Source organism: Nocardia brasiliensis, from assembly GCF_042691675.1.
GTDB lineage: Bacteria > Actinomycetota > Actinomycetes > Mycobacteriales > Mycobacteriaceae > Nocardia > Nocardia brasiliensis_D.
The window spans coordinates 6545812-6565183 of sequence record NZ_CP170507.1 but is presented as its reverse complement, the minus strand read 5'-3'; the positions used below and the strand labels follow the sequence as shown (position 1 = coordinate 6565183).

Here is a 19372-nt window from a genome sequence, read left to right as displayed (position 1 = left end):
GCGCACTAGGCCACCACCTCGACCGGCTCCGGCGGCGTGGGTGCGGGCGCCGGATGGAAGCGGCTCGCGACCCCGCCGACCACCAGCGTGACGAGCACGCCGATCGGCACCAGCCATTGGGCGGCGATGCCCTTCTCGACCACCTTCCCCGCCACGGTCACGTCGATCTTGATGACCCGGACGACGAACGTCATCACGACCACCGTGACCACGAAGGCGACGATCGCGTCGAACTGGTTGGCGCGCTTGATGAGTCGGCCGAGCAGGAACGCGCCGAGCAAGGCGCCGTAGGTGTACCCGGCGATGGTGAGCGCCGTGAGATACACGTTCCCGGTCGTCGCGCTGAAACCCATCGCGCACAGCGCCATCAGCACCGCCCAGACGAGCGTCATGATGCGGGCGAGCTTCAGCAGCGCCTCGTCGGAGATCTCCCGGCGCGAGAAGCTGCGAATGATGTCCGCGACGGTGGAATTCGCCATCGAGTTCAACGCTGCTGACAGCGATCCCATGGCGGCGCCGAGGATGCCAGCGACCAGCAGCCCGGAGATCACCACGGGCAGCCCGTGCAGGATGAAGTTCGGGTACAGATTGTCGGAGGTGGCCAGCCCGAGCTCCTTCGGCGACTTGCCGCCGTTGTACGACCACAGCAGCGCGCCGACCAGCGAGAACGCGGCGAACTGGATGGCGACGAAAATGCCGGAGCCGATCATCGCCTTCTGACTGTCGCGCAGCGACCGCGTCGCGAGGATGCGCTGCACGATCAGCTGGTCGGAGCCATGCGAGGCCATTGCGAAGATCGCGCCGCCGATGATCGCGGTCGGCAGCGCGAAGGTGCTGGTGAGGATGTGGGCCACGCCGAAATCGGTGTCGAAGATGCGGAACTTGCCGTTGTCCAAGGCATCCGCCCAACCGGAGGCGCCGACGCGGCCGGTGAGCACGCAGATCGCGATGATCGCACCGGACAGGTACAGGCCCATCTGAATGGCGTCGGTCCAGATGACCGCCTTGATGCCGCCGAGATAGGTGTACACCACGGTCACCAGCGTCAGGACGATGATGATGACGTCGTATCCGAGGTCGACGCCGAATTCGCTGAGCAGCAGCTTGATCGGAATGGCGGAGGCGAACAGCCGGACACCCTCGGCGAGCAGCCTAGTGAAGACGAACGTCACCGACGCGACACCCTGCAGATAGCGCCCGAATCGCAGCTCGAGGTATTGATAGGCGCTGACGAACCCGCCGCGCTTGTACAGCGGGATCAGCGCCGTCGCCACGATGGTGCGGCCGATGATGTAACCGATCGCCAGCTCGACGTTGCCGAAGGCCTGGTCGGTGTAGGCGCCGCCGGGGATCGAGATGACCGTGAGCACGCTGGTCTCGGTGGCGACGACCGAGAAACACACGGTCCACCACGGCATTCGGCCTTCGCCGACGAAGTAGTCGTTGCTCGACTTCTGCTTTCCGGAAAGGCGCAGGCCGATCCAGGCGATGACGACCAAGTAGACGACGATGACGGCGACGTTGAGTGCGTTCATCGCAGCTCCTCGGTAACGCGGCGAGCAGATTGCAAGTAAGTGTCAGTGGTCACATGTCTTCTGTCAATAAGTGTCACGTGATTCGTACCACCAATGCTTCGAGCACCGTGGTCGCGTCGAGCGCGAGCAGTGCGGCCCCATCGATCGGGCCACCGCGCGCCGCGCGCCGCTCGATCACCGGCGCGATCGCTTGATCGAGTGGATCCAGCAGTGCCGCACCCAGGTTGGCGAGGCCGCCGGTGATCGCATACGGCACCGGCGGGCGCATACCGGAGCGCTCGATGGCCGCGAGGACGGTGCGGCCGAGTGCGCGCCCGGCCGCGGTCATGATGGCGGCCGCGGTGTCGTCCGTTGCGGCGGCCGCGGCGACGACGGGCGCGAAACCGGCCGCGAGCAGGGCTGGATTCTCGTGCTGGCCAAGGTGTTTCGGTAACCCGTCGAGGTCTACCGGATAGTGTTCGGCGGCCTCGACTTCGAGCGCGGAGCGTGGCCCGCGACCGTCATACGAGCGCAATGCGGCGCGCAAGCCCTCGACACCGATCCACGCACCGCCACCCTCGTCGCCGAGCAGCGGACCCCAGCCATCGACTCTGGTGAACCGGCCCGCCGCGTCGACTGCCGTCGCCACCGCACCGGTACCGGCCGCCAGGACGACTCCCGGTGCACCACCGAGTGCGCCCGCGTGCGCGGTCACCGCGTCGGAAGTGACGGCGACCGCCCGCGCACCCGCCAGATCGGCCAACCGGCGGGCGAGGAGTTGCGCGGCGTCGGGTGCGGCAGCGGCACCCGCTGCGCCGACGAACAGTGTGTAAGTCGTCCCGCTCGGCGCGGTCTGCGCGACGACCGTCCGGATCGCGCTTTCCGCGGCGGCGACACCGCCCGCATTGGCCAGACCCGGGGTGCCGGGCGCGACGGCGGATCCCGCCTCACGTCCGTCGAGTCGGAGCGACCCCCGGCATCCGGTCTTGCCGAGATCGATCGCGAGAACATGGTCGGTCATGCCGACCATCCTCGCGCGGCCGCCCGCTTCTGGCCCTGCGAAGGGAACATTCGTCCAAGACGAGCGCAGTAGCCTTGGCCTATGGAGGTGGCCCACGCTGCACAAGACCTCGCGAACGGCTGGGAGGTAGCGCACCCGACGGTGCGTAGCCGCATCGCGGGTGCCGAGGTGGTCGGCTTCCGCGATCGAGCCGCGGCCGGGTTGGATATGCGGGTGATCCCCGCACCCGCGGTGACCGTCGTGATCGAGTTCGGGAGCGGGCTGACCGTCGACGGCCCGGCCGGTCGACAGGCGATGGGGAGCCTGATCGGCGGATTGTCGCCGGGCGCGGTGCGCATTCGTGGCGAGCGAGTGAAATGCGTCGAGGTGCGACTGTCTCCCGTGGCGGCCTACTCGCTGCTCGGCTGCTCGCTGTCGGATCTCGATGGCACCGTTGTCGACTTGGCGGACATGTGCGGCCCCGCCGATGCGCGGCGGCTGCGTGAGCAGTTGGCCGAGGCCGCGGGGTGGCCGGAGATGTTCGCGCTGACGGACGCGTTTCTGGAGCGGATGCGTAGGTCGGCGTCAGCGGATCCGGAAGTGGCGGCGAGCTGGGACCGGATCGTCGCCAGTCGTGGCGGGGTGCGGGTCGGCGAGCTGGCCGCGTCCTGTGGGTGGAGCCGAAAGCGGTTGTGGGCCAGGTTCACCGCGCAGATCGGACTGACGCCCAAGCGCGCGGCCATGCTGGTCCGCTTCGACCGGGCGGTCGCCGGTTTGTCCGCGGGTGCGGACGCCGCGGCGGTCGCCGTCGCGTGCGGATACACGGATCAATCCCATCTGCACCGCGACGTAGCGACCTTCACCGGACGCCCGCCGAGCGCATTGGTCGGCTGACGCGCACACTCCCGCGGTTGTGCGCGCCTGCCGTCTCAGCGAATCACGGTGTGGAGAAACCGATCAGGGCGCCGATGCCCGCGCCGATGGGGATGGTGACCAGGGCGCCGACGCCGCCGAGGAAGAAGCCGATCACCGCGCCGATGCCAGCGCCGATCAAAGCGCCGACGCCGGCGTTGTACTGCTTGCGCGCGATGGTCTCGTCGTGCTGGTTGACGAGTTGTGCCAGGTGCGTGCTGACTTCCGGAGCGCTGACCGGAGTCATCGTCAAGGTGCGCCCGGTATCGCTGATTTGTGGTTGCAGGCCGAAGGTTCGGCCGTTGGCGACGAAGGACGTCGGCAGCGTGGCCACGACATTGCCCGCGGCGTCGGTGAGGGTGATCGCCGCGGCGTCACTGGTCAACGCGAAGACGCCCGCATCGACGGTGGTGATCACCCCTCGGCCATCCGTAGCCGTGGTGTAGCCGACTCCATGATCGACGCCGCGCACGCTGACCTGGGCCGATGGCTCCGATAATGGTTGAGCGTGGACAACGCCCGCGGTGATTCCGGTAGCGCCCACTGCGAGAAGGGTGGTGGCAAATCCTTTGACTTTCATCGTGTTTCCCCACATGTTCGGTCGGCCACGACAGCCGATGCGTCCCCGTGAAGCCGGATCAGGCCACCTCCATTCTCGCTCCGCGGCCTGCACCGAGTGATCGATTCCGCGAATTCCGCGCAACGAAATCCGGCAAATTTGCTATGCGTAAGAAACGCTCTCGTGCTCCGGAGCCGTCGATCTCCTGACAGCGCTCGCCGGAATCGCTACTGTCCGAGGACATTCAAGGCGGATCGTGTCGACACTGCGCTGGTGACCCCACGCAGGGCGCTGATTCCGCCCTTGCTCGACATCGGGAGAACGCAGTGAGATTCACAAGAGCTGGTGCGTTGGCGGCGGCGGTGTTGCTGGCCACGAGCCTCGGGCTGTCCGCGTGCTCGTCGGACGACGGCGCCGACGCGGACTTCGTCACGACCAATATCACCGAGCCGCAGAACCCGCTGGTGCCCACCAGCATGAACGACAACAACGGCAGCCGGATCGTCGACCGGATCTTCGCCGGACTGAAGTATTACGACGCCAACGGTGTAGCCCATGACGACATGGCGCAGTCGATCGAGACGACGGACCGGAAGAACTACAAGATCACCATCAAGCCGGACTGGAAGTTCACCGATGGAACGCCGGTGACGGCGAAGTCGTTCGTCGACGCGTGGAACTACGGGGCACTCAGCACCAACGCGCAGCTGCAGGGTTACGTGTTCACGCCCATCGTCGGTTATGACGAGGTGGCGGCGGAAAAGCCGACCGCACAGACGATGTCGGGCTTGCAAGTGGTCGACGACCGAACCTTCACGGTGGCATTGAAGAGCCCGTCGATCGACTTCGAGCTCGCGCTGGCCTTCACGCCGTTCTACCCCATGCCCGAGGCGGCCTTCAAGGACATGAAGGCCTTCGGTGAGAACCCGATCGGCAACGGTCCGTACAAGTTCGCGCGTACCGGCGCGTGGGAGCACAACGTCAAGGTCGATCTGGTGCCCAACCCGGATTACCAGGGGGCGCGCCCGGCCAAGAACAAGGGCCTGCGGTTCGTGATGTACCAGTCCTTCGAGACGGCTTACGCGGATCTCTTGGCGGGCAACCTCGATACCCTCGACACGATTCCGGACAGCGCACTCGCGTCCTACAAGCAGGATCTCGGCGACCGGGCGATCACCAAGCCGACCGCCCAGAACCAGCACGTCAGCAGCCAGTCCAACGTCCCGCATCTGGCCGGTGAAGAAGGGGTGTTGCGCCGCAAGGCCCTTTCGATGGCGATCAACCGGGAACAGATCTGCGAGAACATCTTCCGCGGCACCCGGGTTCCGTCCCGCGACTTCACCGCGATCACGCTGCCCGGCTTCAACGGGAATCTGCCGGGTTCGGAGGTGCTGAAGTACAACCCGGAGGAGGCGAAGAAGCTGTGGGCGCAGGCCGACGCGATCTCGCCGTGGTCGGGTCGCTACGAGATCGCCTACAACTCCGACGGCGGTCACCAGGCCTGGATCGAGGCCGTGGCGAACAGCATCAAGAACACCCTCGGCATCGAGGCCGTCGGTGCGCCGTACCCGACGTTCAAGGACATCCGGAGCGCGATCACCGCGCGGACGATCGGCAAGGCGTTCCGCTACGGCTGGCAGGGTGATTACCCGACGATGCTGCAATTCCTGACCGCGCAGTACTACACCGGCGCCGGGACCAACAATATCGACTACAGCAACCCGGAGTTCGACAAGCTGATCGACGCCGCACTGGCCGCGCCGTCCCTGGACGAGTCCTACAAGAAGGTTGCGGAGGCCCAGACCCTGCTGTTCAAGGACATGGCCGACATCCCGGTGCTCGATTACATCGCCACCGCGGGCCTCGGTGAGAAGGTGAAAAAGGCCGAACTCACCTGGAACGGTCAGTTCGATTTCGAGAACATCGAGAAGTAGCCACCGGTGCGCCGCGCCGTCGGAAGCGGCGGCGCGGCGCGAGTGGGTGTGCCCTCTGCCGGGCGCGCCCGCGTCCGGGTAGGCTGACCCGTCGGTCGGGCACGCGTCGTACGAGGGTGGTGGCGGAATGAGTGAACGGGTATCCGAATCCGTGACGGGGACAACAACGGTTGCCGTCACGGTGCCCGCGTCACCGGAACAGTTGACGATGCTGCGCGCGCTCGCCGAGACCGTACTGCTCATCGCCGATTTCGGACTGGACGAGGTGACCGATATCCGGCTCGCGCTCGACGAGATCGCGACCGTGCTGATGCAGGACGCGGCACCCGGCTCGACCATCGATTGCGCGTTCACCTACAGCGAAGGCGTGCTGAGCGCCAACATCCGCGCGGTGGGCACGTCCGAGACCGAGGTGGGGACCGGCAGTTTCGGCTGGCACATCGTGCAAACCCTGACCGATTCGGTCACGGCGACCCGGGCGCCGTTCGACGACGCCGTCTCCGGCTACCCGACTGTCGTCGACTTCGTCTGGGCCCGGGGCGACCTCGATGAACAATGACCCGACAACGTCCGGTGCGGTCGATGAGCCGCGCCGACGTGGCGGCGACAGCTACGACAATATCGAGCCGCTGTTCCGCGAGCTGAGTGAACTCGACGCCGACGATCCGCGGCGCGCGGCCGTGCGGGAAGAGCTGATCAGTCGCTGCTTGCCGCTTGCCGAGCACATTGCCCGCAAGTTCACCGGTCGTGGTGAGAACTTCGACGACCTGTTGCAGATCGCGCGCGTCGGCATGGTGGCCGCCGTCGACCGCTTCGACGCCTCGCACGGGTCGCCGTTCCTCGCCTTCGCGGTGCCGACCATCATGGGCGAGGTGCGCAGGCACTTCCGGGATTACACCTGGTCGGTGCGAGTTCCGCGGCGGCTCAAGGAGATTCAGCAGACCATCGCACCGGCGATCGAGACGCTGGCGCAGCGGCTCGGCCGGATGCCGAAGGCCAGGGAGATCGCCGACGAGCTAGGCGCCGACCTCGTCGAGGTCACCCAGGCATTGATCGCCCGTAACGCCTACCAAACCTCCTCCATCGACGTCGGTCTCGACAGCGACGACGAGAACGCCCCGCGCTCCCCACTGGACAGCCTCGGTGCCGAAGAGCCGGAATACCAGACCGTCGAGGACTATCTCGCGGTGAAACCGCTCATCGCGGCCCTCCCGGAACGGGAACGTCAGGTGCTGGTGATGCGGTTCTTCGAATCCAAGACCCAGGATCAGATCGCCGCCCAACTCGGCGTCTCGCAGATGCAGGTATCCCGCATTCTGTCCAAGACACTGAGTACCTTGCGGGAACAAGCCCTACGCGACTGACGACACCGGCTGCGCGGGTTCGTAGCCGAGCACGGCAGCGGGCCGAATGAGTCGGCGCGCCGCATTGCGGACCGGCCGGAGCGCGAAGGCGGCGCCGGTCACCGCCATCCAGGTCGGCAGCGGATAGAAGACGAGCCGCTCCGAGATGCCGATCTGCAGGCCGACGGCCAGCAGTACCGGCGTCCTCGCCAACAGCGGCAGCTAGCATACGTGACCGCGGCATCCAGTTCCGCACCGTCGAGGATCCTCGTTCTCATTTGGGCGCGGTGCTGATGGTCGCGGCGGCATCGGCCATCCGGTAGGCGGTAGGCGGCACTACTAGTGATCGGTGGTGTCGGTCGGTCGGCACCGGCGTGCCGGGCTACCGTGGTCGGGTAGCCGATCGACGAATGGAGTACGCCTTGAGCAGCGACAACGCTACCCGGCTTGCGGTGCTGATCGACGCCGACAATGCGCAGCCCGGTATCGCCGACGGGTTGTTGGCGGAGGTGGCCAAGTACGGGACGGCACATGTGAAGCGTGCCTACGGCGACTGGACGAGCACCAATCTGAAGGGCTGGAAGGACCAGCTGCTCGCGCAGTCGATCCAGCCGATCCAGCAGTTCGGCTACACCACCGGCAAGAACGCCACCGACTCGGCGATGATCATCGACGCGATGGATCTGCTGTACACCGGCAACCTCGACGGCTTCGTGATTGTCTCCAGCGACAGCGATTTCACCCGACTGGCCAGCCGCATCCGCGAATCCGGCCGCACTGTCTACGGATTCGGCCAGCACAAGACGCCGAAGCCCTTCGTCGCCGCCTGCGACAAGTTCATCTACACCGAAAACCTCACCGGCACAGCGGAAGAATCGCCGACGCCGACCCCGCGGACGGCGGCGAACCAGCTCAAGGGCGACGCCAAACTGATGAACCTGCTGCGCAACGCCGTCGACGCCGCCTCCGACGATTCCGGCTGGGCCACCCTGTCCAGTGTGGGGTCGATCATCAACAAGCAGCGTCCCGACTTCGATCCGCGCACCTACGGCTACAGCAAACTCGGCGAACTCTTCGCCGCCACCACACTTTTCGACCTGGATACGCGCAGCCCCGGTGAAGGCAAACAGGCCGTCACCTATGTCCGCGACATCCGTAATCGCCCACCTCAGAAGTGAGGCAGGCGATTACGGTTCGAGCGGCACCGGCCGCTTGTCGGCGGTGCGGCGGCGCCGGCGGGCCGATTCGCGTTCACTGATCGCCTCGCCGACCATGGCGCTCACCGCGTCCCGGAGACCGTAGAGGGGATGGCGGCTGACGGCGCCCGCGCCGGGATCCTCGCGCAGTTCCTTCAGCAGGGACCAGCACAGGGCCAGCATCACCAGGACGAAGGGGAGGGCAACGAGAATGGTGGCGGTCTGCAGCGAGTTGAGGCCGCCCGCGACGAGCAGCACCGCGGCCACCGACGCCATCAGGATGCCCCAGGTGACGACCAGCCAGGACGGCGGATGCAGGGCACCGCGGCTGGTCAGCGAGCCCATCACCAGGGATGCGGAGTCGGCGCTGGTGACGAAGTAGGTCATCACCAGGATCATCGACACCCATGAGGTGATCGTGCCCGCTGGCAGCGCGTCCAGCATGTCGAATAGCGAGGACTCCGCGTCGGCCGCGTTCGCGGTGAGGTCCGCGACCCCCGTCGTGCTCAACCGGATGGCGCTACCGCCCATGATGCAGAACCAGACGACGGTCACGCCGCTCGGCACCAGCAGCACGCCGATCAGGAATTCCCGAATGGTGCGGCCGCGCGAGATGCGCGCGATGAAGGTGCCGACGAACGGCGCCCAGGACAACCACCACGCCCAATAGAAGATCGTCCACGAGCCCAGCCACGCCGAGTCGGCGTAGGCGCCCGTCCGGGTGGCCATCGGCAGCAGGTTGGTCAGATAGTTGCCGATGCTGGCCGGAATGCTGTCGAGAATGTAGACGGTCGGCCCGAGCACGAAGACGAACAGCATGAGCAACCCGGCCAGCAGGATGTTGATGGTGGACAGCCACTTGACGCCCTTGTGCAGCCCCGAGAACGCCGACAGCACGAAGGCGGCACTGAGCGCCCCGATGATGATCAGCTGCACGGTCACCGTGTCCGGCGCCCCCGCGGTGAGCTGCAAACCCTTGGCGACCTGGAGCGCGCCGAGGCCGAGGCTGGTCGCGGTGCCGAAGACGGTGGCGAACACCGCGAGCAGATCGATGGCCTGACCCGCCCAGCCCGCGGCGCGGCGCTCACCGAGCAGCGGCACGAAGGCGGCGGACAGCCGGTTGCCGCGTCCCTTCCGAAAACCCGCGTACGCCAAGGCAAGTCCGACAATGCCGTAAATCGCCCACGGGGTCAGCGTCCAGTGGAACAGCGAATACTGCAGTGCGGCACTGGCGGCCGCGGTGCTCTGCGACTCGATCCCGGTGGACGGCGGCGGCGTGACGAAATGCTGCAGCGGTTCACCGACCCCGTAGAACATCAACCCGATGCCCATTCCCGCGCTGAACATCATCGCGATCCAGGCGAGATTGCTGAATTCCGGTTCGGAGTCGTCCTTTCCGAGCCGGATCCGCCCGAAACGGCTGACCGCGATCACCACGCACAGCACCAGGAAGACGTCGGCGGAGACCACGAACAGCCAGTCGAAGTTGCCGAGTACCCAGTCCAATGCGGTCTTCGACGCCGAGCCGAAACTGTCCTTACCCAACGCGGCCCAGCCGACGCCGGCGACCACCACGGTGATGCCGATGCCGATGAGACGGAAATCGGGTCCGGTCGATGTCTTGTCTGTGTCGGTAACCATCGCCGTCAACTATTGTGGGTAACCGCTGATTAGCCCAGGGGACGCGCCGCCCCGATACGCGGATCAGTGCGGTGGATTTGATCACGGGTCGGTACGTTTCCAGGGGTATCCGCGAGTCCGAGCGCGGAGCGGCAGCGGGACCGGAGGCGTCGATATGTTCACCACCAGGCCGACTTTGCGGGGCACTTTCGGGATGGTGTCGTCCACTCACTGGCTGGCGTCCCAGTCCGCGATGGCCGTGCTCGAGGGTGGCGGCAACGCGTATGACGCCGCGGTCGCCGCGGGGTTCGTGTTGCACGTGGTAGAGCCGCATCTGAACGGGCCGGGCGGCGAGGCGCCGATGATCCTCGCGCCCGCGGGCGCGGAGGTGCGAGTGTTGTGCGGGCAGGGACCGGCCCCCGCGGGCGCGAGTGCCGCGCACTATCGCGGACTCGGCCTGGACTTCATTCCCGGCACCGGACCGTTGGCGGCGGCGGTACCGGGTGCGTTCGATGCCTGGATGGTGTTATTGCGCGACTACGGCACCCGCTCGCTCGCCGACTTGCTCGGCTACGCGATCGGGTACGCGGAGGACGGGCATCCACCCGTGCCGCGACTCGGTCGGCAGGTCGAGGAGGTCCGCGAACTCTTCACCACCGAGTGGACCTCTTCGGCCGAGGTCTACCTGCGTGACGGCACCCCGCCGACACCCGGCGAGCTGTTTCGCAACCCGGCGCTGGGCTGGACGTGGCGCCGATTGATCGACGAGGCCGTCGCCGCGGGCGGTGGCGACCGGGTTGCCGAAATCGAAGCGGCGCGGCGGATCTGGCGCAGCGGATTCATCGCCGAGGCGATGCTGGCGCAGTCGGCGCGACCCACCCTCGACACCAGTGGCGAGCGGCACGTCGGCACGCTGACGGCGGCCGACCTCGCCGACTGGTCGGCCACCTACGAGGCGCCGGTAACCTACGACTGGCGTGGCTGGACGCTGTGCAAGATGGGACCGTGGAGCCAGGGGCCGGTCTTTCTGCAACAGCTCGCGCTGCTGCCCGACAGCCTGCCCGCTTACGGTTGCGCCGAGTATGTCCATCTGCTCATCGAGGGCTGCAAGCTCGCGATGGCCGACCGGGAGGCCTGGTACGGCGATGTGCCCGAGGTGCCGGTGCCAGAGCTGCTTTCGGCGTCGTACAACACGCAGCGCCGGGCTCTGGTCGCCGCCGAGGCGTCCTACGAGCTGCGGCCCGGCAGTCCGGACGGCCGCACGCCACTGCTCAGCTCGCGCATCGCCGCCTCGGCCGCGGTACCCGGCGCGGTGGGGGCCGGTGAACCAGCACTCGCCAGCTCCGGCGAAACACGCGGCGACACTTGCCATTTCGACATCGTCGACCAGTGGGGCAACATGATCTCGGCGACGCCGAGTGGTGGCTGGCTGCAATCCAATCCGGTGATTCCCGAACTGGGGTTCCCGCTCGGCACTCGCCTGCAGATGGCCTGGCTGGACGATGGCCTGCCGAATTCCCTTGCGCCGGGCCACCGTCCACGGACCACCTTGACCCCCGCACTGGCGATGCGTGACGGCGTGCCGGTGCTGGCCTTCGGCACCCCGGGCGGCGACCAGCAGGACCAGTGGCAGCTGCACTTCTTCCTCTCGGTCGCCTATGGCGGCCTGGACCTGCAAGCCGCGATCGACGCACCGAACTGGCACACCACCTCGTTCCCGAGTTCCTTCTACCCGCGCGACATGGACCCCGGCGCTGTCATCGTGGAATCTCGGATGGACGAGTCGATCATCGACGACCTCCGCCGCCGCGGCCACCACGTCACCGTCGGCGACCCGTGGTCGGAAGGCCGCCTCTGCGCCGTCGCCCGCGACCCGGACTCGGGTGTGCTGTCCGCCGCGGCGAACCCGCGCGGCATGCAGGGCTACGCCGTCGGCCGCTGACGCCGCGCCGCTCGGGCACCGCGGCTATTTCGGCGGCGCGGAGATCTCGACTTCGCGCAGGCCCGGCCGGGCCGCCGCGTCCGCGGCCGTGAGGTCCAGCCGGATGTAGCGGGCGAAGATCGGGTCGGCCAGCGTGCCGGTTGCCGGGTCGAGAGCGATCGTCGTCCAGGTGCGGTTGTCGGTGGACCACGCGACGGTGGAGGTCGTCGGTGCGGGATCCGACCAGCGCGGCAGGATTCGGCCGATGGTCGCCTCGGTGCCCAGATCGACGGTGAGACTGCCCTGGGCGGCATCGGGGGCCCAGCCGGTGGCGACGCTGCCGTCGACCGCCGCGTCGGCGTACCTGCCCGGTTCCTCCGAACTCGCGGACACCGACCGACAGCGGGCGATGTTGTCGGTGGGTGCCAGGTCGGGCCGACGGGTCTTGACGGTCAACGGGTGGTCGCGGCTGACCAACTCGGTACCCGCCGGCGTCCGGACCCGCATCTCCGCACCGTCGGTCAGCACGATCTTCGTCTCGTCCAGCCCCAGTTCGGCATCGAAGGTCCGGCCCTGCCACCGCATGCCGCGGATGTCCAACCCGGCGGTCAGCTCGGGCGGCAGCATCGGATCGATGCCCACCTCGTCCGCCCGCAAACGCAGCCCGAGCAGGCCGTTGGTGAACGTTTGCAGGAATCCGCCTGCGGCGGTGACGAAGGTGAAGGCGGGCTCGCCCGCATGCGGATCGAGTGCGCCCGCCTTGCTACCCCGCGCCTCCGCGAACTGCCCGAACGGCGCTCGCTGGAACGGCCGGACCGCTCGTTCGAGGTAGGTATCCGCCGCACAGCCCGGCATGCCGATCGCCGCGGCGTCGATGGCGTGCACCGAATCGGTCATCGCGGGGCCGTCGGGATCGGTGCGCTCGGCATAGTATTCCAGGACCTTGGCCGAAACCTCCTGCGGCATCGGCCATTCCAGCGGATAGATGAGCAGTACCGTATCCGCTTGTTTGATGGGTGTGCCGGGATAACCGTCGTACTGGGCGAAGATCTGTCGCTCGGCGTCGAAGGGCATCCGCAGGTGATCGGCGATCGCGGTCCACTCGGGCGGGGCGGGCTCGCCGAGGATTTCGGCGGCACGCGCCGCATTGCGCAGCGCCAGTGCGGCTACCGCGTTGGTGTAGACCCCGTCCTTGACGCCGTTGCTGTATTCATCGGGGCCCGCGACATTGTCGATCGAATAGCTGCCGTCGGGGTTCGGCGTGACGCGGGAGACCCAGAATTCGGCAACGTTCCGCATGATCGGCCAGCTGCGGCTGCGCAGATAATCGGCGTCGCCGGTGGCAAGGTAGTACTGCCAGGCCGCAAGGGAGATGTCGCCTTGCAGATGGATCTGGGTCAGGCAGTGCGGCGGATCCCAGCTGTGGCATTCCGCGAGGGCGCCTCGGCTCGCGCTGGTCCACGGGTAGAAGGCACCGCGATAACCCAGTTGTCGAGCGTTCGCCTGCGCGGCGGGCAGGGTCTTGTACCGGTACTCGACAACGGATTTCGCCAGCTCCGGCGCCAGCTGGAGCAGGCCGGGGAACATCCAGATGTCCGCGTCCCAGAACACCGCACCCGCGTAGTTGTCGCTGCTGAGTCCGACCGGCGAAATGCTGTTGTCCTGTTGGGAATTCGTGGCCGAGTACAGCGAATAGAGTGCGCCTCTAGCCCACGTCTGCAGGTCGGGCTCGTCGGGTGCTTCGATGTCGCCGCGCCACAACGCCCGCCATGCTTGCGCAGTACCCGACAGCAGTTCCGGCCAGCCCTTGTTCGCCGCACGTTGCGCGGCGTCGGCGGCCGAGGTCACCGGGTCCGGCGCGGTGAGGATGGTGTCGACGCCGACGAATTTCGTTACCTCATAGGACTTTCCGGCCTGCACGGCGAGCCGAGCCTGTTGGCTGACGGTGAGATCGTTGCCCGGAGCGTTCTGTGGCGTCACCGATGTGTCGGCCCGCAGTACTGACGCGACATCGCCGGTGACACCGGTGCCCTCGGTGCGGAAGCCGACCCGTATCCCGTTCTCGCGGTCACCTTCGTCGGTCGGCGTGATCCGGCGGGCCCCCGCGCCGTCGAGCCGATCGGTCACCGTGAGGTCGCCGGACCACCGTGGGACGACAGTGAGATGGACCGCGCCGACATGCTGATCGACTCGATCCGCCAGCACGTCGTACACCAGGTCGGTGGCTTTGCCGTCGCGGGCGGTCCAGGTCAGCGTGGTGCGCACCAGCCCGCAGCGCAGGTACAGCGTCTGGGTGAAGTTCGAGATCTGCGCGGCCGGGGTGCCGACCGTGTAGGTGTCGTCGCCGACACCGACCGTGAGGGCGGACCAGTTCGGGATCGCCGCCGCGATCTCCCGATCCTCGGCGAGCGCCGGCGTGTGCCCGTACAGGCCCGCGACGAAGGCGCCGTCATACCGTGGCGTGTACAGCGGCCAACCGGTCATCTCGCCGGTCGACGCGTACCCGGCGCCGCGCGGCGGCAACCGCAGCCCGAGGTAGCCGTTGCCGACGAACGGATGCCGCTCGAATCCGGCATCCACCTCGGTGTTCGACGACGTCCAGCCAGGCGCGGACGAAGCGTCGTCACCGGGGCAGACCGGCGTGGCCTCGTCGCGCGAGGTCTGCCGGACGGCGAACAGAATTCCGCTGGCCACCAACGCGATTGCCAGCACGACCGCGATGCCGACCAGGATCTTGGTGCGCGAACCCAAACCGTACCTCCATGTGACGCATGGATGATCGTTCAGTGCTCAGTTATGGGACCCAGGTTCCATGGAACCACGTCCGGGGCCGGTCGACCAGGAGTCATCCCATGAACGCGCACTTTCGGACGCTTTTTCCGGCGGACGGGGACGAGCTGGCAATGGCCGGCGCTAAGGGGTCGCGGTGCGGGCGTTCGGGTCGAATCCGCCGGGTATTTCGTAGACCACGCCGGTGAAGGTGGCGCCGAACAGGCGGCCCGCGGCGAAACCTTGGGCGCCCCGACCGTAGGTGACGACGCTCGTCATCGGGTTGCCGCCGCCGAGAACGCAGTATTGGTTCGGGGCGTCGACGCGGATGACCTGGCCTGCCGTGTTGAGGGGAACTATCGGGCGGTCCAGCGAATCCAGTGTCAGCCCGTCCGGCGCGGCGAGCGCGTCGGCTCCGGCGAGATCGAGCAGTGACTGCGGTGCGCCCGGGTCGGCGGTAGGGATTCGGCTCACCCCGGGGTTGACGAATGTCCTTCCCACGTAGAGGTATTCGTCGTCCTTGCCGAGGACCGCCCCGTTCGCGCCGGGGAACGATGCCCAATCTGCTCGGACCGCGCCGTTCGGCTGGATCCGGCCGACGAGGTTGCCGAAGTCGTTGGTGGCGTACACAGTTCCGTCCTGCGCGACGTCCATGCCGTTGGCGGCGCTGAGTCCCGTGGCGACGGGCGTGACCGCTCCGGTCTCCGGGTCGAGCTGGATAATTCCGGCATGGCGCAGCGCGTCGCCGACGAAAGCCCTTGCGTCCGCGCCATAGCCGACCAGCAATTTGTCGTCGGGTGTCCAGGCGAGCGCGCCCCCACCGCCGCTCGGCACGGTCGCGATGGGCACCGGTGCCGCGCCCGGTGCGTCGATGCGATACACCCGCCCGGTCGCCAGGTCCGTCGTATAGGCCCGGCCCCGCGCATCAACGGTCAATCCCTCCAGTGCCCCGGGTAGCGTGGCTGCCACCACCGTCGGCTGTCCCGCACCCCCGCACACCGGCGCGGCGTTCGCCCCGGGCGCGGCAACCGCCGACAGTGCCGCGAAGGTCAATGTCGCCATCGTGACCGTCGTCTTCTTCATGATGCTCATTGCACACCTCAGCTGTCTGGTGACGAGTGCGATTCGTTGGCACCGAGCACGAATCGCGTAATGGAGCCGGGATATTCACAGCAGTATGCACTGGTGGCGAGTGGGATTCGCCGGATCGGGCAGCGCGGGCGTGGCACCAACTTCCGAGAGGATCAGCGCCGCACCGCGTTTGCGCCGCACCGAGGGGCTACGCTGCGGTACAGGTCGGCCGAGGTGGCAGGGCTGAGGTGCCGGTCGCCTCCGGCGTGAAGGGATGGTGCGGGATGGGTGACGATGCGGAGACGCCGCCGTTCGCGGAGATCGTCAACGGGGCACTGGAATTCACCATTCCGATCGCGCACAAGATGGGGGTGTCGGCGGTCGAGGTGCGGCCGGGGTTCGCGGCGACGACGGTGCCGATCGAAGGCAACGGGAACCACTTCGGTGTGATGTACGCCGGGGTGCTGTTCACGGTGGCGGAGATCCTCGGTGGGGCGATCGCGATCGCGACCTTCGACAACTCCGCGTACTACCCCCTGGTCAAGGATCTGCACGTGTTCTTCCGCAAGCCGGCGAAGACCGATGTACGGGCGGAAGCGAGCCTGTCGGCGGACGAGATCGTCCGGATCGCCGACGAGGCCGCCGCCAACGGGAAGTCCGACTTCACGTTGAAAGCTGTGGTCACCGATGCCGATGGCGTGGTGGTTGCGGAAACCGAGGGGCTCTATCAATTGCGAGCGCACGGCAAGTAGCGGTCCCGGGATTTCCGGTGTGCGGCATGCGACCGGCACCACAATTTCGTGGTGATCTCGGGCACATAACGTAACAATCACGGGACATCTCGATGAATCTTCTTGCCTGCTCGAGATGCATAACCGGCATCACCCTCTACCTTGGGTTCAGACAGTTCCGGCGTTATCAGTACGTGATTCGCGGCGACTTCTTCGCTACCGTCGCCGGAGCCCGATCAATGACGGGCTCAGACTCGAACCGTTGAATGCCGGTAACCCTGTCCCGCGGTTCGAGGATCCCCGACCTACCTGGGGGCAGGGACGCGACGCCACGGGCGTCGAGTCGGTAGGCGCAGGCAGGAAATCACATGTCGCATAACCGCAAGTTCAGCACCCGTGCCCTCGGCTTCACCGCCGCACTCGGCGCCCTGGTAGTCGTCCCGTTCGGCCTGTCCACCGCCACCGCGTCCGCGCACGACTGGGACGCTGTCGCGCAGTGCGAGAGCGGCGGCAACTGGGGGATCGAGACCGGTAACGGCTTCTCCGGTGGCCTGCAGTTCACCCAGAGCACCTGGACCGCCAACGGTGGCGTCGGCAGCCCGAGCAACGCCAGCCGGGCCGAGCAGATCCGCGTCGCGGAGAACGTGCTCGCCACCCAGGGCCCCGGCGCCTGGCCCGTGTGCGGCGCCTACCTCTGATGTGTCACCGGCGTCTACCGCGCGAAACGCGGTAGACGCCGGGCTATTTCAAGGCGATTGAATTGTTCGGCAGCGGGCGCGCCCATTGCCGACATATTTTGAATTAGAACTACTTTCTGACCTGCGAATATCTTATGGGTTGAGCGAACAGTCAGATATCTCGACGTCTCATTTCGAACCAGAACACGTTTCGGCTGTTTCACCGCGGTATGGCGGACGGCAGCGGGTGGTCCGGCTCGAGGGCCGGGAGGCCGTCGACGCTGGCCGCGTTGTCGCCGACGATGCGACGCGCGTAGTCGGCGTCGGTGCGTCGGGCATGCAGGGCGTCCAGCACCGGGCGTTCGTCGACGAGTTCGAGGTAGGGCACCGAGTAGCCGCAGGAATCGGCGATGCGATCGATGGAGACCACGATGGCGCCGCGGATGCCGGGATGCTGGAGGCCGAAATGCGGTCGGAGGGTGTCGAATTCGGCTGAGTCGGGACGGACCACCCGGCCGGTGCCGAAGAGCCGCAGGATCTTCGAGGTGCGGCTGAACGAGCAGAACATGATGGTGATGCGCCCGTTGTCGCGCAGGTGCGCGATGGTTTCCGTGCCGCTGCCGTAGAGATCGAGGTAGGCGATGGTGTGGTCGTCGAGGACGGCGAAGGTGTCGCGGTAACCCTTGGGGGACAGATTGACCCGTCCGCCCTCGGAAGGTGCGGTCGCTACGAAGAACATCGGTTGCTCGCTGATGAACTTGCGCAGCGCGTCATCGAGATGCGAAAAGACCTTCGCCATCAAGCGCCCCTTCCCTAGCCGTCCCAGGACAGGACTCGAGATTCGAGCGTAACGCCGGGGTCGTGCCTGGCTGTGCGGCTGAGGCCCAGATCACTAAGCCCGCCAGAGTTGGTCTCCGGCTCGCGAGATGGCAATGTTCGGTACCACCGCGTTGCGGGCGGCGATGGTGAGCAGGTTGCCCTCACCGGCCAGCCGCCGGGCGATCTCGGCGCCGATGCCGCGTGATCCGCCCGTGACGAGGGCGCTGCGAGTGGTCATCCAAGAGTCTCCAAACCGGTGTCGACCAGCAGCGGTACCGCCGCGCCGATGGTGTCGAATCCTTCGCCCACCGTTTTGCCCGCTAGGAAGCGTTGATGGATGCCCTCCGCGATGACCGCGAGTTTGAAGTAACCGAGTGCGCGGTAGAACGGCAGGTGATCGAGGCCGTAACCGGTGGCGGCGGAGTACCGTTCGGCGATCTCGTCGACCGACAGGAAACCGGGGTTGGCGCTCGGGGCGTGCCGCACACCGAGCACCGGCTCGCAACGGTTGTCCCAATAGACCTGCAGGAGACCGAGATCGGCGAGCGGGTCGCCGAGCGTGGCCATCTCCCAGTCGACGACGGCGGCGATCCGGCCGAAGTCGTCGCGGGCGACGATCGTATTGTCCAGCCGGTAATCGCCGTGCACGATCGTCTCGGCCGCCTGTTCCGGCAGTGCCGTGCGCAATGCGTCGGTGAGCCGGTCCAGGGCATCGAGTTCTCGGGTGGCGACTCGGTCCCACTGGCCGCGCCAGCGTTTGACCTGGCGTTCCAGATACCCGGCGGGACGGCCGAATTCGGCGAGGCCGACGGCGGTGTAATCCACCGCGTGCAGCGCCGCCATGGTGTCGATGAGCGCTTCCGAGCAGGCGCGGGCCTGCTCGACGGTGAGTGCGGCGGTCTGGTCGCCGTCTTGGAGCACGTGGCCGTCCACGAAGGCGACGACCGCGAACGGCACACCGATCACGGTGGTGTCCTCGCACAACGCGATGGCCTGCGCGACAGGGACATTCGTGTCCTGTAGCGCCGCGACGATGCGGTATTCGCGGGCCATGTCGTGGGCGGTCGGGGTGAGCGGACCCAGTGGTGGACGGCGCAGCACCCAGTCGTGCACGCCGTCACTCAGTCGGTAGGTGAGGTTGGACTTGCCGCCCTTCAGCAAGGTGGCGGTCAGCAGTCCCGACGTCTGCGGGACCTGTGCCTCGAAATACCGTTGCAGCGCGGCGAGGTCGAGTCCGGCGAGTGCTGCGGTCATCGAGGCGTCCTATCGATGTCGGGGGTGCTGACCCGCTCGACGGTGTGCTCCG

The 19372-nt window shown here is 67.1% G+C and carries 17 protein-coding genes and 1 pseudogene; 8 read left to right on the top strand and 10 right to left on the bottom strand.

All coding sequences use genetic code 11. From position 1 onward, the window contains the following. Window positions 1-5: 5 nt before the first annotated feature. Both ACFK0J_RS30210 and ACFK0J_RS30205 read right to left on the bottom strand, forming a co-directional pair. Window positions 6-1535, bottom strand: coding sequence for a sodium:solute symporter (locus tag ACFK0J_RS30210; protein ID WP_378733064.1), 1530 nt, complete (start codon window positions 1533-1535; stop codon window positions 6-8). A gap of 73 nt (window positions 1536-1608) precedes the next feature. Continuing rightward, window positions 1609-2535, bottom strand: coding sequence for a BadF/BadG/BcrA/BcrD ATPase family protein (locus ACFK0J_RS30205; RefSeq protein ID WP_378733062.1), 927 nt, complete (start codon window positions 2533-2535; stop codon window positions 1609-1611). 81 nt (window positions 2536-2616) lie between these two features. Between ACFK0J_RS30205 and ACFK0J_RS30200 the strand changes: the two genes are divergently transcribed. Next, the gene (locus ACFK0J_RS30200) at window positions 2617-3408 is read left to right on the top strand and encodes a helix-turn-helix domain-containing protein (protein WP_378733060.1); all 792 of its coding nucleotides are present in this window, start codon (window positions 2617-2619) and stop codon (window positions 3406-3408) included. Between the two features lie 43 nt (window positions 3409-3451). Here ACFK0J_RS30200 and ACFK0J_RS30195 read toward each other — a convergent pair whose 3' ends face one another. Next, on the bottom strand, window positions 3452-3970 hold the full coding sequence (locus ACFK0J_RS30195; protein WP_378733058.1) for a hypothetical protein: 519 nt from the start codon (window positions 3968-3970) through the stop codon (window positions 3452-3454). Between the two features lie 341 nt (window positions 3971-4311). Between ACFK0J_RS30195 and ACFK0J_RS30190 the strand changes: the two genes are divergently transcribed. From ACFK0J_RS30190 to ACFK0J_RS30180, 3 genes are all read left to right on the top strand, one after another. Then, a complete protein-coding gene (locus ACFK0J_RS30190; RefSeq protein WP_378733056.1) occupies window positions 4312-5919 on the top strand; it encodes an ABC transporter substrate-binding protein in 1608 nt (535 codons plus the stop codon). A gap of 127 nt (window positions 5920-6046) precedes the next feature. Beyond that, window positions 6047-6478 carry an ATP-binding protein gene (locus tag ACFK0J_RS30185; RefSeq protein ID WP_378733054.1) on the top strand — a complete coding sequence of 144 codons (432 nt, stop codon included), beginning with the start codon at window positions 6047-6049 and terminating at the stop codon, window positions 6476-6478. Next, window positions 6468-7283: an RNA polymerase sigma factor SigF gene (locus tag ACFK0J_RS30180; RefSeq protein WP_218470848.1), complete on the top strand. Its 816-nt coding sequence runs from the start codon at window positions 6468-6470 to the stop codon at window positions 7281-7283. The genes ACFK0J_RS30185 and ACFK0J_RS30180 overlap by 11 nt, the downstream gene beginning before the upstream one ends. Here ACFK0J_RS30180 and ACFK0J_RS30175 read toward each other — a convergent pair. After that, window positions 7272-7475 (bottom strand): hypothetical protein, encoded by a 204-nt coding sequence (locus tag ACFK0J_RS30175; RefSeq protein ID WP_378733052.1) that lies wholly within the window; start codon window positions 7473-7475, stop codon window positions 7272-7274. The two genes, ACFK0J_RS30180 and ACFK0J_RS30175, sit on opposite strands and share 12 nt — an antisense overlap. A 209-nt stretch (window positions 7476-7684) precedes the next feature. Here ACFK0J_RS30175 and ACFK0J_RS30170 point away from each other — a divergent pair, with 209 nt between their 5' ends. Further along, window positions 7685-8440: an NYN domain-containing protein gene (locus ACFK0J_RS30170; protein ID WP_378733051.1), complete on the top strand. Its 756-nt coding sequence runs from the start codon at window positions 7685-7687 to the stop codon at window positions 8438-8440. Window positions 8441-8449: 9 nt separating this feature from the next. On the opposite strand, the gene ACFK0J_RS30165 is transcribed toward ACFK0J_RS30170, so the two are convergent. Next, complete coding sequence (locus ACFK0J_RS30165) at window positions 8450-10099, bottom strand: BCCT family transporter (RefSeq protein ID WP_378733049.1); 1650 nt, start codon at window positions 10097-10099, stop codon at window positions 8450-8452. A gap of 154 nt (window positions 10100-10253) precedes the next feature. On the opposite strand from ACFK0J_RS30165, the gene ACFK0J_RS30160 reads away from it, so the two are divergent. Beyond that, window positions 10254-12020, top strand: coding sequence for a gamma-glutamyltransferase family protein (locus tag ACFK0J_RS30160; protein ID WP_378733047.1), 1767 nt, complete (start codon window positions 10254-10256; stop codon window positions 12018-12020). Window positions 12021-12044: 24 nt separating this feature from the next. On the opposite strand, the gene ACFK0J_RS30155 is transcribed toward ACFK0J_RS30160, so the two are convergent. Continuing rightward, on the bottom strand, window positions 12045-14750 hold the full coding sequence (locus ACFK0J_RS30155; RefSeq protein WP_378733045.1) for a discoidin domain-containing protein: 2706 nt from the start codon (window positions 14748-14750) through the stop codon (window positions 12045-12047). Window positions 14751-14912: 162 nt separating this feature from the next. Further along, window positions 14913-15851 (bottom strand): SMP-30/gluconolactonase/LRE family protein, encoded by a 939-nt coding sequence (locus ACFK0J_RS30150; protein ID WP_378743145.1) that lies wholly within the window; start codon window positions 15849-15851, stop codon window positions 14913-14915. A gap of 272 nt (window positions 15852-16123) precedes the next feature. Here ACFK0J_RS30150 and ACFK0J_RS30145 point away from each other — a divergent pair, with 272 nt between their 5' ends. Together ACFK0J_RS30145 and ACFK0J_RS30140 are read left to right on the top strand one after the other, a co-directional pair. After that, entirely contained in the window at window positions 16124-16591 is a 468-nt protein-coding gene (locus ACFK0J_RS30145; RefSeq protein ID WP_378733043.1) for a PaaI family thioesterase, read from the top strand. A gap of 347 nt (window positions 16592-16938) precedes the next feature. Next, window positions 16939-17265: pseudogene (locus ACFK0J_RS30140) on the top strand (transglycosylase family protein); the annotation flags it as partial. 202 nt (window positions 17266-17467) lie between these two features. On the opposite strand, the gene ACFK0J_RS30135 reads toward ACFK0J_RS30140, so the two are convergent. The 3 genes from ACFK0J_RS30135 to ACFK0J_RS30125 all read right to left on the bottom strand — a co-directional run bounded on the left by ACFK0J_RS30135 (window position 17468) and on the right by ACFK0J_RS30125 (window position 19320). Continuing rightward, entirely contained in the window at window positions 17468-18046 is a 579-nt protein-coding gene (locus tag ACFK0J_RS30135; RefSeq protein WP_378733041.1) for a pyridoxamine 5'-phosphate oxidase family protein, read from the bottom strand. A 93-nt stretch (window positions 18047-18139) separates the two neighbouring features. After that, on the bottom strand, window positions 18140-18304 hold the full coding sequence (locus ACFK0J_RS30130; RefSeq protein ID WP_378733039.1) for an SDR family NAD(P)-dependent oxidoreductase: 165 nt from the start codon (window positions 18302-18304) through the stop codon (window positions 18140-18142). Then, entirely contained in the window at window positions 18301-19320 is a 1020-nt protein-coding gene (locus ACFK0J_RS30125; RefSeq protein ID WP_378733037.1) for a phosphotransferase family protein, read from the bottom strand. Before ACFK0J_RS30125 ends, ACFK0J_RS30130 begins: the two co-directional genes overlap by 4 nt. Window positions 19321-19372: the final 52 nt, after the last annotated feature.

What these genes read in the sequence shown, in the direction of transcription:
- ACFK0J_RS30125 (WP_378733037.1), bottom strand. Translation starts at nt 19,320, where the DNA reads ATGACCGCAGCACTCGCCGGACTCGACCTCGCCGCGCTGCAACGGTAT.
- ACFK0J_RS30145 (WP_378733043.1), top strand. Translation starts at nt 16,124, where the DNA reads ATGGGTGACGATGCGGAGACGCCGCCGTTCGCGGAGATCGTCAACGGG.
- ACFK0J_RS30135 (WP_378733041.1), bottom strand. Translation starts at nt 18,046, where the DNA reads ATGGCGAAGGTCTTTTCGCATCTCGATGACGCGCTGCGCAAGTTCATC.
- ACFK0J_RS30200 (WP_378733060.1), top strand. Translation starts at nt 2,617, where the DNA reads ATGGAGGTGGCCCACGCTGCACAAGACCTCGCGAACGGCTGGGAGGTA.
- ACFK0J_RS30185 (WP_378733054.1), top strand. Translation starts at nt 6,047, where the DNA reads ATGAGTGAACGGGTATCCGAATCCGTGACGGGGACAACAACGGTTGCC.
- ACFK0J_RS30150 (WP_378743145.1), bottom strand. Translation starts at nt 15,851, where the DNA reads ATGAAGAAGACGACGGTCACGATGGCGACATTGACCTTCGCGGCACTG.
- ACFK0J_RS30180 (WP_218470848.1), top strand. Translation starts at nt 6,468, where the DNA reads ATGAACAATGACCCGACAACGTCCGGTGCGGTCGATGAGCCGCGCCGA.
- ACFK0J_RS30160 (WP_378733047.1), top strand. Translation starts at nt 10,254, where the DNA reads ATGTTCACCACCAGGCCGACTTTGCGGGGCACTTTCGGGATGGTGTCG.
- ACFK0J_RS30165 (WP_378733049.1), bottom strand. Translation starts at nt 10,099, where the DNA reads ATGGTTACCGACACAGACAAGACATCGACCGGACCCGATTTCCGTCTC.
- ACFK0J_RS30210 (WP_378733064.1), bottom strand. Translation starts at nt 1,535, where the DNA reads ATGAACGCACTCAACGTCGCCGTCATCGTCGTCTACTTGGTCGTCATC.
- ACFK0J_RS30130 (WP_378733039.1), bottom strand. Translation starts at nt 18,304, where the DNA reads ATGACCACTCGCAGCGCCCTCGTCACGGGCGGATCACGCGGCATCGGC.
- ACFK0J_RS30205 (WP_378733062.1), bottom strand. Translation starts at nt 2,535, where the DNA reads ATGACCGACCATGTTCTCGCGATCGATCTCGGCAAGACCGGATGCCGG.